4 protein-coding genes are annotated in these 14,820 nt (G+C 71.5%); all 4 read right to left on the bottom strand.

Annotated elements, in window-relative coordinates:
- Window positions 1–57: 57 nt before the first annotated feature.
- Window positions 58–1,239: an HlyD family type I secretion periplasmic adaptor subunit gene (locus AC0Z42_RS19145; RefSeq protein WP_485469779.1), complete on the bottom strand. Its 1,182-nt coding sequence runs from the start codon at window positions 1,237–1,239 to the stop codon at window positions 58–60.
- Window positions 1,236–3,383 (bottom strand): ATP-binding cassette domain-containing protein, encoded by a 2,148-nt coding sequence (locus AC0Z42_RS19140; RefSeq protein ID WP_485469778.1) that lies wholly within the window; start codon window positions 3,381–3,383, stop codon window positions 1,236–1,238. The genes AC0Z42_RS19145 and AC0Z42_RS19140 overlap by 4 nt, the downstream gene beginning before the upstream one ends.
- 18 nt (window positions 3,384–3,401) lie before the next feature.
- Complete coding sequence (locus tag AC0Z42_RS19135; RefSeq protein ID WP_485469777.1) at window positions 3,402–4,670, bottom strand: TolC family protein; 1,269 nt, start codon at window positions 4,668–4,670, stop codon at window positions 3,402–3,404.
- An 85-nt stretch (window positions 4,671–4,755) separates the two neighbouring features.
- Window positions 4,756–14,667 carry a hypothetical protein gene (locus AC0Z42_RS19130; RefSeq protein ID WP_485469776.1) on the bottom strand — a complete coding sequence of 3,304 codons (9,912 nt, stop codon included), beginning with the start codon at window positions 14,665–14,667 and terminating at the stop codon, window positions 4,756–4,758.
- Window positions 14,668–14,820: the final 153 nt, after the last annotated feature.

Here is a 14,820-nt window from a genome sequence, read left to right as displayed (position 1 = left end):
GTTCTACTCGCCGTCGCGCAACTGCGCGCTCGACAGCTGTCTCGATAAAAAGCGTCATCACCGCTCGCCCATCGACTCCGAAAACGTCTTGGTGATCGGCTTGGTCAAATAACGCAAGACCGTCTTGCGGCCGGTGTTGATTTCCACCGTGGCCGTCATGCCGGGCTGGATCAGGATCGGCTCGCCGTTCTTGCCGACAAGATTGCGCCCGCTGGTCTTGATCTGGACGCGATAGTACGGCTGTTCGTTGCCCTTGTTGTCTTCGCTCAGGGTATCGGCGCTGATGTAGCTGACGGTGCCGCGCAGGCGCCCGTAGATGGCGTAGTCGTAGGCATCGAGTTTCACGGCGGTGGGCAGGCCCGGCTTGATAAAGGCGATATCGGCCGGTTTTACCTTCGCTTCGATGATCAGGTCGTCGTCGGTGGGCACGATCTGCAGGATTTCTTCGCCGGGCTTGGCCACGCCGCCCAGGGTAGTCAGGCGCACATTGCGCACGATGCCGTCGGTGGGCGCGTAGATATCGGTCGAGCCCAGCTGCTCCTTGCGCTGGGTCACCGTCTGCAGCACGCCGGCCAGGTCTTCCTGGGCTTTCACCAGGTCGGTCTGGGATTCTTGCAGGTATTTGTTGCGGCGGTTGGTGATCTGAGCCTGGATGTCGACCACCTGGCGTCGGAGTTTGAGGATTTCGGCGCGGCTGACGTCGCCGGTTTCCAGCAGCGGCAAGTTCATCTCCAGTTCTTCCTTGATCAGCTGCATGCTGCTGGTCAGGGCGCTGACTTCGGCCTGCACCGCGCCCTGGCGTTTGCTGAACAAGGCCAACTGGTTGGCGCGAAATTCCGGAAATCCTTGCAGCTCGGGCGGGAATTTCGGCGTGCCGCCGAACACTTCGGCCTGCAATCGCGCCACGGCCGCCTTCAGGCCGGCCGCCTTGGCGGTGCTTTCCAGGTAGCTCGATTCGGCGCGCGTGCGGTCGAAGCGGGCCAGCAGGGCGCCGCGCTTGACGATGCTGCCTTCATGCACGCGCAACTCGGCCAGCACGCCGCCGTCGGCTACCTGGATGATCTGGTTGCGCGAGCTGGCGATCACCTGGCCGTTGGCGCGCGTCACCTGGTCCAGCTCGGCCCACGAGGCCCAGCCGATCACGCCCAGCAGGGCGATGCTGCAGGTCCAGATCAGCATGCGGCCACGTTTGGCTTCCTTCCTGACTTCTATTTTCGTCACGCGGTTGAGATTGTTCATGCCACGGCTCCCTGGGCAACGATGGGGGTAGGGGCGGGCGCGGCCGGTACCGCCTGCACGGTTTGTGGCCGGCCCGATAATTTCGCCAGCACCGCGTCGCGCGGGCCGTCGAGCAGCACGCGCCCGGCCTGCAGCACCACCAGCCGGTCCAGCAGCGGCAGCAGGGCGTTCTTGTGGGTGGTGGCGACCATCGTCACGCCTTCGGCCGACAATTCCCCGAGCAGCGCCACGATGCGCGCTTCGGTCTTGGCGTCCATCGCGCCGGTCGGTTCGTCCAGCAGCCATATCTTCGGTTTCGCCAGCAGCATGCGCGTCACCGCGATCAACTGGCGCTGGCCGCCCGACACGCCGCGCCCGCCTTCGGTAATCGCCAGCGCCAGGCCGCGTGGCTGGCCGGTGATCAGGTCGATCAGGCCGGTGCGGCGCGCCGCCGCCAGGATCGCTTCCTCGCCCGGATCGGCCAGGCCCAACAGCAGATTGTCGCGCAGGGTGCCGCTGAACAGCCGCGTATCCTGCGGCAGGTAGCCGACCATTTCGCGTACCACCGGCGGCGCCAGCAGCGCCATGTCGACATCGCCCAGGTAGACCTTGCCTTCGGAGGGCTGGAACAGGCCGGAAGCGAGTTTCAGCAGGGTGCTCTTGCCCGAGCCGATGGCGCCCACCAAGCCGACTTTTTCGCCGGGGCGGATCGCCAGCGCATCGACCTCCAGCGCCACCTTCTGCGCGCCGCCGTAGCTGAAGCGGATGCGCTCGAAGCGCAGGCCCTTGTCCAGCCCGCGCGGCGTCAGCGCGTGGGCCGCGTTGTCGGCTTCATTGGGCAGGCTGATTACCTGTTCCAGGCCGTCGATGGCGGCGCGCGCATGGGCCCACTGCACCATCACGGCAGGCAGCTGCACGATCGGCATCAGGGCGCGGTTGCTGATGATGGTGCAGGCCATCAGGGCGCCCATGGTCATCTGGTTTTCGGCCACGAACCAGGCGCCCATGGAAATCAGGGCCACGTTGGTCAGTTGCTGGAAGCCGGCCGTGATGTTTTGCGACAGCGCCGCGTAGTCGCGGATATTCTGTTCCGCGTGGCTGGTTTCGGCCACCAGCTCGCCCCAGCGCGCCTGCATCATCCATTCGGCGCTGCTGCCTTTCAGGGTTTCGACGCCATCGACCGCTTCGACCAGCAGCCCGGCCTTGCGGTTGCTGGCGTTCAGGTTGTTGCGGGTGTGGGCCTGGATCGCGCGCTGGAACATCAGGCCGCACACCAGGGCCAGCGGCAGCGCCACCAGCGGCACCACCACCAGCCAGCCGCCAATAATCGTGATCATGATCAGGAACAGCACCGCGAACGGCACGTCGGTCAGCACGAACAGCGAGGTCGACGTCAGTACGCCGCGCACCATTTCAAAGCCTTTTACCTGCGCCGCCAGGGTGCCGACCGAGGCTGGCCGCGCTTCCATGCGGATGCCCAGCATGCGCTGGAAAAACCACTCCGACAGTTCATGATCGACCTCGTTGCACGAGTGGTCGACGATGCGGCTGCGCACCTGCTTGAGGATGAATTCCAGGCCGATCGACAGCGCCACGCCTACCACCAGCACCCACAAGGTGGCAAAGCTCTGGTTTGGAATCACGCGGTCATACACCTGCATCGAAAACAATGAAGTGGCCATGGTCAGCAGGGTGACGATGGCGGTGGCCAGCACGGCGTCGACAAACACGCTTTTTTTCAGCCACAGCGCGCGCCGCACCAGGCCCAGCGCACCGAGCTTGCCGGTACTTTGTGCGCTGCGCCGTGGCAGGCCGATGCAGGCCAGGCCCGCCAGCGACGCCAGTTGCAAGGGGCGGCCATCCATGCCCTCGCCGCGCCAGGCGCCGTCGCCGGCGCGCGCTTGCAGCAGGCCCCAGCCGGTGCTGTCGCTGTAGATGGCAAACGGCAGTTCGCCCGGTGTCGGATCGTGCAGCAGGCGCGCCGCGCCTTCCAGCCCGGCCGCCTGCCAGACCTGGCTCAGTACCGCTGCCGCGCCGCCGTCCTCGTCGAGGTTGTCGAGTTGGCGCTGCAGGTCGGCCAGGCGGGCCGCAGCCAGGTGCTGGCCGGTGAGCTTGGCCGCCTGGTCGACCATTGGCAGCAGGCCGTGTTTGATGGAGGGTTCCATGCTGTCTCCTTGAAGCTTTTAATTGGTTGGCGCGGTGCGCCCGGCCAGGGTGCCCGTCTGGGCCGCCAGGCGCAGGCTGGCGGCGATCGCCTGGGCGCGCGTGTCTTCCAGCACGAACTGCGCTTGCGTGGCCTCTCGCACGGCGTTGAGCACATCGTTCCAGCTCTTGCGCCCGATCACGTACTGGCGTGCATACGATTCGAACACCTGGGTCGAGGTGGTGCTCGATTCGCCCGCGTTGCCCAGCCGTTCGCGGCTGGCCTCGGCCTCGTTCCAGTCGATGCTGAAGCGTTCGCGCACGTCGCGTTCGGCCGCGTCGTGCGCCGAGCGGGCGCCTTCGCGCCGCGCCACGGCAGCGTCCACGCCAGCCTTGGCCGACAGGCCCGCGCCCGGCTGCGCCTGCAGCACCAGCATGGCGCGCGTGCGGTTGTCGGCGTTGATGCCGCCAGTCGGTTTTTCCACCCGCAGCAGCACTTTCGGCATATAGGCCGAACGCTGCAGGGCGATCTCGGAGTCGGCCGCCTGCGCCTCGAAATCGAGCCGGCGCAGGGTGGGGGAATAGGCGATGGCCTGGCGCATCACCCGTTCCAGGCTGGCGTCGGGCAGCGGCTCGCCCACGCCGATGCCGGTGGGGGTCACCAGGCGCACCGGCTTGCCGGCCAGCTGCGACAGCTGCGCCAGCGCATTGGCCAGCGCCTGGCGCGCGTTCGACACATCATTGGCGGCCTGGTAGGCGCGCGATTCGGCCAGGCGCTGGTCGGTTTGCGAGCTGACTGACTGCGCCACGCGGCGCCGTATCATGTCGAGCAGGCGGTCATGTTCGGCCATGCCGGTTTCAGCCACCTGCACCCGCGCCGTCTGGCGCAGCGCTTCGGTGTACGCGGCGATCACCCGCAGCGACAAGGTCAGGCGTTCTTCCTCGATGCCGGCGCCGGCCGCGTCGACCCGGCTGCCGGCCGCATCGATGCCGGCGTCGATCCGCCCGCCGCTCCACAGCGGCTGGTCGATGCGCACCACGCCGCCGGTTTCCTGCGAGCCGGTGGGCACTTCGGCCGACAGGCTGGGAAAGCGCTGCCACTGCGCGCCTTCGAGGTCGGCGCGCGCGGCTGCCTGCACCGAGCGCTTTCCCTGGACGGCGGGGTGGCTTTGCAGCGCTTGCTGTAGTACCTGGTCGAAACTCCAGGCGGTGGCGCTTTGCGCCAGCACCGAAGGCGTGAGGGTTGCCAGGCTCGCGGCTATCAACACGGCAAGGGCGCGCCGTGCAGTCAATACTGGAAAATCGGTCAAGTTCATCCTGTCTTTTCTGGCACCAGAAGCCTGAAGGTTCAAGGTCGGCGGGAGCCTGGCATGCCTCCCGCCGTGCTGCCCGCCATCAAACGATAAAGTTGGCCGCCGTCAGTTGCGTGATATTGACGTTGCTGAGCAATACCAGCGCCGTATCGAGCGACTGCGCCGAACTCAGGTCGGTCGAGTGGTAGACCGTCACCGCGCCCGCATTGTCGATATCGCGGATCACGATATAGCCCTGGCCCGACAGCACGCTGTCGTCGGCCGCAATCGCGCTGGCCGCCGCCCCGATCGACACCGCCGTTTCATTGAAAATGAAGATGTTGTCGTTGCCGAAGTCGGTACCCAGCGACACGCCGACCGCCACCGACGCCGTCAGGTCGGCAATCGCCGACATGTCGATCACGTCGCCGCCAGCGGCCGGCAGGCCACCCTGGAAGTCGGCCAGGGTCTGCGGGCTGTGCTGGGCCAGCTGGCTCAGGGTAAACAGCTGCGCCGCGTCGGTCAGGTCGGCCTGGGCTTGCGCCGCGGCCGCCGTCGCCACATCGGCATTCGCGGCCACCGTCAGCGATGCCGCATCGGTCAGGTCGGCTTGTGCCTGCACCTGCAGTGCGCTGGCGACGGCCGCATCGGCCGCCACGCTCAAGGCTTGCGCATCGGTCGCTGCCGCCGCGTTGGCGGCGGCGGTGGCCGCTGCCGCATCGACCTGCGCTTGCAGGGTCAAGGCACTGGCGTCGGTCTGGTCGGCGATCGATTGCAGGCCGGCCGCCGCTTGCGCATCGGTGGCGGCGATGGCGCCGAGTGCGCCGGCGTCGGTTTGCGCGGCCACGGCGATCGCTTGCAGCGCGGCGGCCTGCGCCGCGTCGTAGGCCGCCAGCGCCTGCACGGCGGCGGCATCATCGAACTGCGCCGCGTTGTAGGCAGCCAGGGCGGCTGCCGCGTTCTGACTGGCGACGGCGGCCGCCGCATCGTCGGCCAGCGCTGCCTGCAGCGACGCCTGCGAGTTGGCCGCCTGGATCGCTGCCGATGCTGCTGCGGCGTCCGCTGCCTGGGCGGCAGTAGCCGCCGCCAGCGCGGTGCTGGCGGCATTGGCGGTGGCGGCTGCATTGGCATCGTCGGCCAGGGCCGCGTCGCGCGCGGCTACGGCGGCCGCCGCAATGACGGCGGCGGCCTGTGCGGCGGCGTCGTCGTTTTGCGCCGCCGTGGCGGCGGCCTGCGCAATCACGGCCTGGGCGGCCGCTTGCGCTGCAGCGTCGTCGTCCGCTTGCGCGGCCTGGGCGCTGGCCTGCGCTTGTGCGGCGAATTGCACGGCGGCGGCGGCGCTGGCGTCGTCGGCCAGCGCCGCATTGTAGGCGGCCAGGGCGGCGGCAGCATTGGCGGCGGCCGCCTGCGCTGCGGCGTCGTCGTTTTGTGCGGCATTGGCGGCGGCCAGCGCGGCCGAAGCCTGGGCAGCGGCGGCCAGGGCGGCCGTATCGTCGCTTTGCGCAGCCTGCGCCGCTGCCAGGGCGGTGGCGGCGTTTTGCGTGGCGGCGGCCGCTGCTGCATCATCAAGCAGTGCGGCGTTCAGCGCGGCCAGGGCGGTGGCGGCATTGGCAGCGGCGGTGGCGGCAGCAGCGTCGTCGTTTTGTGCGGCGGCGAGCGTGGCGGCAGCCTGCGCGGCCTGGGCGGCAGCGGCCAGGGCGGCCGTATCGGCGGCTTGCGCCGCCTGCGCCGCGCTGGCGGCCACCAGCGCAGCCTGGGCCGCATTGGCGGCGGCAGTGTCGGCGGCCAGCGCCGCATTCAGGGCGGCCAGGGCGCTGCTCGCATTGGCTGCGGCCTGGGCGGCTGCCGCATCGTCGTTTTGCGCGGCGGTAGCGGCGGCCACCGCATTGGCCGCTGCCGTGGCGGCGGCGAGGGCGGCCGCGTCGTCGTTTTGCGCCGCTTGTGCGGCGGCGGCGGCCACGGCGGCGGCAGCTGTCGCTTGCGCGGCAGTGGCGTCGTCGGCCAGTGCCGCATTCAATGCTGCCAGTGCGGCGGCGGCGCTGGCGGCGGCTTGGGCGGCTGCGGCATCGTCGTTTTGCGCGGCGGTGGCGGCGGCCACGGCAGCGGCGGCATTGGCGGCTGCGGCCAGGGCGGCCGTGTCGTCGGCCTGCGCCGCCTGAGCGGCAGCGGCGGCCAGCGCCGCATTGGTGGCGGCGGTGGCGGCGGTGGCATCGTCGGCCAGGGCTGCATTGAGCGCGGCCAGCGCAGTGGCTGCGGCCAGCGCTGCCTGGGCGGCGGCGGCATCGTCGTTTTGCGCAGCCGTGGCAGCGGCCAGCGCATTGGCTGCCGCCGTGGCGGCCGCCAATGCGGCGGCGTCGTCATTCAAGGCCGCTTGCGCGGCTGCCGCAGCAGCGACTGCTGCCGTTGCCGTGGTGGCGGCGGCGGCATCCGCTGCCAGGGCGGCGTTCAGCGCAGCCAGGGCGGCGGCGGCGTCCACCGACGCCTGGGCCGCAGCGGCATCGTCGTTTTGCGCAGCGGTGGCTGCGGCCAGCGCGACGGCTGCTGCTGCGTCGGCCGCAGCGGCTGCCGCGTCGTCGGCGGTCGCTGCCTGGGCGGCGGTGGCGGCCACTGCGGCAGCGGCAGCCGTGCTGGCTGCTGCCGCATCGTCGGCCAGTGCGCTGTTCAGGGCGGCCAGAGCGCTGGCGGCCGCATTGGCGGCACTGGCGGCGGCCGTATCGTCATTTTGCGCGGCGGTGGCGGCTGCTTGTGCAATCGCGGCAGCCGCCAGTGCGGCGGCGGCTGCCGCATCGTCAGCCTGCGCCTCTTGCAGCGCGGCCTGGGCCACGGCGTTGGCGGCGGCGGCGGCGGCGGACGCCGCATCGTCGGCCAGCGCAGCGTTGTAGGCTGCCAGCGCGCTGGCGGCGTTGGCGGCAGCCGTGGCGGCCGAGGTGTCGTCCGCTTGCGCGGCGGTGGCGGCGGCCAGCGCGAGTGCTGCGGCGGTGGCGGCGGCCAGTGCGGCCGTGTCGTCATTTTGCGCAGTTGTCGCCGCCGCTTGCGCGGTGGCGGCGGCTGTTTGTGCGGCAACGGCAGCGGCGTCGTCGGCCAGCGCCGTATTCAGCGCGGCCAGCGCTGCCGCTGCCGCCGTGGCGGCGGTGGCGGCGGCGGTATCGTCGCTTTGCGCGGCAGCCGTGGCGGCGGCCGAGATGGCTGCCTGGGCGGCTGCGGCTGCGGCGGCCAGGTCATCCGATTGCGCCGCGTTGGCGGCGGCCAGCGCGGTGGCAGCGGCTGCGGCTGCAGCGGCTGCTGCGGCGTCGTCGGCCAGCGCGGCGTTCAGCGCGGCCAGCGCTGCAGCGGCGTCAGCATTGGCCTGGTCGGCGGCGGCCACCGCCGAACGCGAGTTGATCACTACCAGCGCATCGGCGTCGGCCAGGCTTTGCGCACTGAGCGCATCGGCATCGGCGCCGACGGCGACGTTCAGGTCGCCGATCGCCACATTCAGGGCCAGGTTGGCGGCGACGGCGGCAGCGTCGTCGTTGAGTGCTGCGAGCGTGGCTGCAGCCGAAATGCCGGCGATGTGAGCCGCGTTGGCGGCGGCGTTATCGTCATTGAGGGCCGCATTGGCGGCGGCCAGGGCGCCCGCGGCAAAAGTGGCGATAGCTTGCAGGGCACCATCGTTGAGCAGCGCGGTGTCGGCCACGGCTTGCGCCGCAGCGGCCACGGCAGCGGCGGTGGCGGCGGCGGCGTCGTCGGCCTGGGCCGCCGTGGTGGCGGCCAGCGACAGTGCCGCCGCAGCGGCGGTATTGACGGCGTTGGTATCGGCGGCAATCGCCGCGTTGAGGACAGCCAGCGCATTGTTGGCGGCGGTCGCCGCCGCTACCGCTGCGGCATCGTCGGCCAGCGCGCTGTTCAAGGCGGCCAGGGCGGCGTTGGCGGTCGCAACCGCTGTGGCGGCCGTGTTGTCCAGCGCTTGCGCCGCTTGGGTGGCGGCCAGTGATGCGGCGGCAACCGTGGCGGCCGTGGCGGCGGCCAGGTCGTCGGCCTGGGCAGCGGCTGTGGCAGCTGCCGAGATGGCGGCGACGTTGGCGGCGACGCTGGCAGCCGTGTCGGCGGCGATTGCCGCATTGGTGGCGGCCAGGGTATTGGTCGCATTCAGTGCGGCATTGACGGCGGCGGCATCGTCGGCCAGGGCGCTGTTGAGGGCGGCGATGGCATTGTTGGCGATGGTGACGGCGCTGGCGGCGGCGGCGTCGGCCGCTTGCGCGGCATTGGCGGCGGCCTGCGAGGCAGTGGCGGTGGTGGCGGCCAGCGCGGCGGCCACATCGTCGGCGACAGCGGCGGCGGTGGCGGCATTGGCCAGCACGGCGTTGGCGGCTGCGGTGACGGCTGCGGCATCGGCGGCCAGCGCCGCGTTCAATGCGGACAGCGCATTGGCGGCGGTGGCGGCGGTCGATGCGGCGGCGGCATCGGCCGCTTGCGCGGCCTGGGTGGCGGCCAGCGAGGTTGCTGCCACAGTGGCGGCAGCCGCTGCGGCGGCGTCGTCAGCCAGTGCCGTTTGCGCCGCCACTTGCGACAGCGCGGCGCGGGTGGCGGCGGCGGTGGCGGCGTTGTCGGCCGCAATCGCTTCATTGAGCCTGGCCAGCGAGGCGGCGGAATTGGCCGCCGCCGTGACGGCATTGGCGTCGTCGGCGATGGCGCCATTGGCTGCTGCGCGCGACAGCGTGGCAGCCGTGGCGGTGGTGGTGGCGGCCAGCGCCGCCACCAGGTCAAGCGGCCGCGAAGCCGAATACGCGGCGGCAGCAGCAGCGGTGGCGGCGTCGTTATTGGCGATAATGGTCAGCGCAGGCGCATCGGTCAGCGCGGCAACGGTGGCGGCCAGCGTGGCGGCGGTGGCATCGACCGTATGGGCCAGGCCCAGCACGACGGCGTCGAGCACGCCGGCCAGCGCATTGGCGGTGGTCACGGCGGCCGCATCGGCAGTTGCGACCAGTCCCAGCGCGACAGCGTCGGTCAGGTTGGCGGTATTTTGCAAGGTGGCGGCAGCAGCCGCGTCGACTGTCGACACCAGACCGAGCGCAACGGCGTCGGTCAGGTTGGCGGTGGCGGCGGCCGCATTGGCGGCCTGCGTGGCGGCGGTCGATACCGTGCCCAGCGCCACCACGTCGGTCAGGTTGGCGGTGGCTTGGGCGGCGGCGGCAGCCGTATTGGCGGCGGTCGAGACCAGGTTCAGCGCAACGGCATCGGTCAGGTTGGCCGTTGTTTGCGCGGTGGCGGCCAGCGCCGCATCGGCGGTGGCGACCAGGCCCAGTGCGGCGGCGTCGGTCAGGTTGGCGGTTGCCTGCGCGGCATTGGCGGCGGCGGTGGCGGCGGTCGAGGCATTGCCCAGGGCGACCGCATCGGTCAGGTTGGCCAGGTTGGCCGCTGCCGTCGAGGCGGTGGCAGCGGCTGTCGAAATGACGCCCAGCGCAACGGCATCGGTCAGGTTGGCGGTCGCCTGCAAGGTGGTGGCGGCGGTGGCGTTGGCCGTCGAGACCAGGCCCAGGGCGGCGGCGTCGGTCAGGTTGGCGATGGTGGCCAGCGCGCCGGCGGTGGCGGCATTGGCGGTCGACACCAGGCCCAGGGCGACGGCATCGGTGGCGTTGGCGGCCGTTTGCGCGGTGGTGGCGGTAGCGGCCGCTGCGGTGGAGACCAGGCCCAGGGCGACGGCGTCGGTCAGGTCGGCGGTGCTTTGTGCGGCGGTGGCGGCGGCTGCCGCTGCGCTCGACAGCACGCCCAGCGCGGTGGCGTCGCTTTGCGAGGCCAGCAGTTGCGCGGCGGCATCCGCAACGGCAGCGGCGGTGGAAATCACGCCCAGCGCATCGGCGTCGGTCAGGGCGGCGGTGGCGGCGGCGGCGGCCGATGCGGCAGCGGCAGCGGCAGCGGCGCTCACGGCGCTCGCATCGATACCGCCAAGCGCGGCGGCGCTTTCGGCTGCCTGGACTGCGGCGGCTGCGGTAGCGGCCAGGCCGGCGGCATCGGTCAGGTCGGCCGTTGTTTGCAGCAAGCCCGCAGCGATCGCATCGGCGGTCGAGACCAGGCCCAGGGCGTCGGCATCGGTGAGCGCGGCCAGCAGGTTGGCGGCATCGGCGCTGCCCTGCAGGTTATTGACGATGGCGGTCAGGTCGAGCACGCTGGTCTGGCCCGCCGTCAGATTGGCGGCGGCGGCCAGCAAGGCGCTGGCGTCGGCTGCATTGACCAGCGCGGTCAGGTTGATCCCGGCGGCGTTCGCATTGGCATTGGCGGCATTGGCGGCCGCCGCATCGTAGGCCGCCTGCAGCGCGACGGCATCGGTCAGGTTGGCAACCGATTGCGTATTGGCCGCCACTTGAGCAGCCGTGTTCGATGCCCCTTGAAGGGCATTGGCGTCGGTGGCGTTGGCCAGGGTTTGCGCGGCCAGGGCGGCGGCGGCATCGTTGTTGGACACCACGGCCAGCGCGGCGGCATCCGTCAGTGCGGCCTGGGCGGCGGCTGCCTGCGAGACGGCGGTGGCGGCGTCGGAAGTGATCTGCAGGGCGGCCGCGTCGGTGGCGTCGGCCAGCGTTTGCGCGGCAGTGGCGGCAGTGGCTGCGGTGGCCGCTGCCGTGCCCAGTACTGCGGCGTCGGTGGCGTCGGCCAAGGTTTGCGCGGCGGCGGCCGCCGATGCGGCGGCAGTCGACGCGGCTGTCAGCGCGGCGGCATCAGTCAGGTCCGCTTGCGTTTGCGCGGCGCTGGCGGCTGCCTGCGCCGCGTCGGAGGCCAGGCCCAGCGCGGTGGCGTCGGTGGCGGCGGCCAGGGCGGCGGCATTGGTGGCCGTTTGCGCCGCCGTCGTGGCGGCGGTAGCCAGCAGGCCGGCATCAGTGGCGTTGGCCAGGGTGACGGCGTTGGCGGCCAGCGCATTGGCGGCGTCAAACGCCTGGACCAGTGCGGTGGCGTCGGTATTGCCCGCTTGCGTGGCGGCCGCCGCCGCTGCGGCCTGGGCCGCATCAGAGACGATTTGCAAGGCAGCCGCATCGGTGGCGGCGGCCAGGGTGGCGGCATTGCCAGCCAGTTGCGCGTCGGCGTTGGCGAGACCTGTCAGCACGGCGGCGTCGGTGGCGTTGGCCAGGGTGGCGGCGGCGAGTGCAGCGCTAGCGGCAACATTCGACGCCTGGCCCAGCACGGTGGCGTCGGTGGCCGCCGCTTGCGTCGCGGCGGCGGCAGCTGCCGCCTGGGCGGCGTCGGAGGCAATCTGCAGCGCGCCAGCATCCGTGGCGGCGGCCAGGGTCGCGGCGTTATTGGCTGCTTGCGTGGCGGTGGCAGACGCTGCGCCCAGTGCGGTGGCGTCGGTGGCGTTGGCCACGCTGGTGGCGGCCTGGGCTGCCGCATCGGCTGCCGTGGCGGCTTGCCCCAGCACGGTGGCGTCGGTGGCGCCAGCTTGCGCAGCGGCGGCAGCAGCTGCCGCTTGCGCGGCGTCGGAGGCAAGCTGCAGTGCAGCGGCGTCGGTCTGGTTGGCCACGGCGGCTGCATTGTTGGCCGCCTGCGTGGCGGCAGTGGAAGCGGCGCCCAGTGCGGCGGCATCGGTCTGGCTGGCCAGGGTGGCAGCGGCCTGGGCTGCTTGCGTGGCGGCGTTGGCGGCCTGGCCCAGTATGGTCGCGTCGGTGGCGGCGGCTTGCGCGGCCGCTGCGGCTGCTGCGGCCTGGGCGGCGTCGGAGGCCGTTTGCAGCGCTGCCGCGTCGGTCTGGTTGGCGATGGTGGTAGCGTTGTTGGCCGCTTGCGTGGCGGCGGCGGAGGCTGCGCCCAGCGCGGCGGCGTCGGTCTGGTTGGCCTGGGTGGCGGCGGCCTGGGCTGCTTGCGTGGCGGCGTTGGCGGCCTGGCCCAGTACGGTAGCGTCGGTGGCGGCGGCTTGCGCGGCGGCAGTGTCGGATGCGGCCTGGGCATTGTCAAACGCTGTTTGCAGTGCGGCGGCATCGGTCTGGTTGGCGATGGCTGCGGCGTCGCTGGCTGCCTGGTTGGCGCTGGCCGAGGCGGCGCCCAGCGCTGCGGCATCGGTCTGGTTGGCAACATTGGCGGCGGTCTGGGCTGCGGCATTGGCGGCGTCGGCGGCTTGCGCCAGCGCGCTGGCGTCGCTGGCGGCAGCTTGCGCCGCGGCGGCGTTTGATGCGGCCTGGGCGTTGTCGGACGCCGTTTGCAGGGCGGCGGCATCAGTCTGGTTGGCAACGGCGTTGGCGCTGGCAGCTTGCGCGGCGGCCGCTGCCGCTGCCGCGCCGAGGGCGTCGGCGTCGGTTTGTGCCGCAACATTGGCGGCATTGGCGGCATTCGCGGCGGCGGTGTTGGCCGCCACGGCCAGTGCCGGCGCATCGCTGGCGTCGGCTTGCGCCTGGGCGGCGGCCGCTTGCGCGGCGGCGTTGCTGGAGGTTTGTCCCAGCGCCGCTGCATCGGTCTGGTTGGCAACAGCGGAGGCGTTGGCGGCATTTTGCGCGGCGGCGGCGGCGGCGGCGTTCAGGGCGGCGGTGTCGGTGGCGGCCGCTTGCGTGGCTGCCGCCTGGGCGGCGGCTTGCGCGGCGCTTGCGGCCTGCTGCAGTGCGCCGGCATCGGTGGTGTTGGCTTGCGCCTGGGCGGCGCCCGCTTGCGCGGTGGCCGTGTTGGCGGCCGCACCGAGGGCGACGGCATCGGTCTGGCCGGCAATCGTGGCGGCGTTGACTGCCTGTGCGGTGGCAGCGGCGGCCGCCGTGGCCAGCGCATCGGCGTCCGAAGCGTTGGCCAGCGCGGCCGTGTTGGCGGCATTGGCCGCGTCATTGTTGGCAGCGGTGGCCAGCGCCTGCGCATCAGTCAGGCTGGCCTGCTGATTGGCGGCGGCGGCAGTCGCGGCGGCGCTATCGGACGCTGCCTGCAGCGCTGGCGTATCGCTGAGGTTGGCCTGCGCAGCGGCTGCCGCCTGTGCGGCTGCTGCGGCGTTTGCCGCCTGCGTGGTGGTGGTGGCTGCAGCATCGGCGTTTTGCGCGGCGCTGGCGGCGGCGTTGGCGGCGGCGGCAGTGGCATTGGCGGCGGCGGCGGCATTGTCGGCGGCGACCGCGTTTTGTGCGGCCGCTTGCGAGGCGGCTGCGGTAGCAGCGGCGACTGGCACCGCCGCGTCGGCTGCCGCTGCTGCGGTGGCGGCTGCTTGCGCTTGCGTTGCCGCAACCTGTGCCTGCGCAGCTTGCTGATCTGCCAGGGTGGCCGCATTGGCCGTGGCCTGTGTTGCAGCGGCATTGCTGGCGGCAGTTGCCGCTGCAACGTCTGCGGCCTGCGCGGTGTTAGCGGCGGCCTGTGCTGTCGTGGCGGCGGCGATGGCGGCGCCGGTGATGATGAAGGTGGAGCTGCCATCGCCCTGGCCGCCAGTCGAGCCGCCAGTGCCGCCGGTACCACCCGTACCGGTGCCGCCAGTGCCACCCGTACCCGTGCCGCCAGTGCCACCCGTACCCGTGCCGCCCGTGCCGCCGCCGATGCCGGCTGGGGCGGCGCTGCTGCCGCCGGTTGCCGCAGCGGCGACCAGGCCGATGCCGCCCAGCGCGCCCAATGCGCCCAGGCCGCTGAGGGAGCCAAAAGTGCCCGTTCCGGCGCCGGTCAGAGTGCTGCCGGCGACATCGACCACGCTTCCGCCGGGAATGGCCGCCGCGCCGCCGCTATTGCCTGCTGCTGCTCCTGCTCCCACTCCTGCTCCCGCGCCATCGACGCCTGCCTGGCCGCCGGCTTCGCCAGCACCGCCCGCACCGGCGCCGGCAGCGACCGCAGTGGCCGCGGCCGTACCCGCCAGCGCAGCGCCTGACGTGCCCATGCCCGTTTCGCCGAGCACTTCGACCACGCTTTCAGGTGGCATGGACTGTGCCACATCGGCGCCTTGCTCCAGTTCGTCTTCGTCGAGCAGCTTGCGATTGTTGTTTTGCGCCCTGGCGGCATTTTTGGCAGGCGCCACCGCAGCGCTATTGCCCGCTTGCGCGGCGAGAATGTTTGCTGCACCGCTGGTGCTGGCAGGAACTTGGGCTGGGGTGGGGGTGGTGGCCATTTGAAGATCTCCGAATAGGTTATGAGTGTTGCTTGTTTCTCAGAATTCATTGATGGATGAGTAAGTCGTCATCCCTGGTTTCTCCGGCGTGGCTTGGGCCGTGTTTTTATGCTGATGTATCCCTGCTGTGGGTGGTGCAAGTAAAGCATATTT

This window comes from Janthinobacterium sp. 1L-D-8-B-C4 (assembly GCF_057291295.1).
Note: the sequence above shows the minus strand (reverse complement) of the source record. Positions and strands in the feature narration are given on the sequence as shown.

What these genes read in the sequence shown, in the direction of transcription:
- AC0Z42_RS19140 (WP_485469778.1), bottom strand. Translation starts at nt 3,383, where the DNA reads ATGGAACCCTCCATCAAACACGGCCTGCTGCCAATGGTCGACCAGGCG.
- AC0Z42_RS19145 (WP_485469779.1), bottom strand. Translation starts at nt 1,239, where the DNA reads ATGAACAATCTCAACCGCGTGACGAAAATAGAAGTCAGGAAGGAAGCC.
- AC0Z42_RS19130 (WP_485469776.1), bottom strand. Translation starts at nt 14,667, where the DNA reads ATGGCCACCACCCCCACCCCAGCCCAAGTTCCTGCCAGCACCAGCGGT.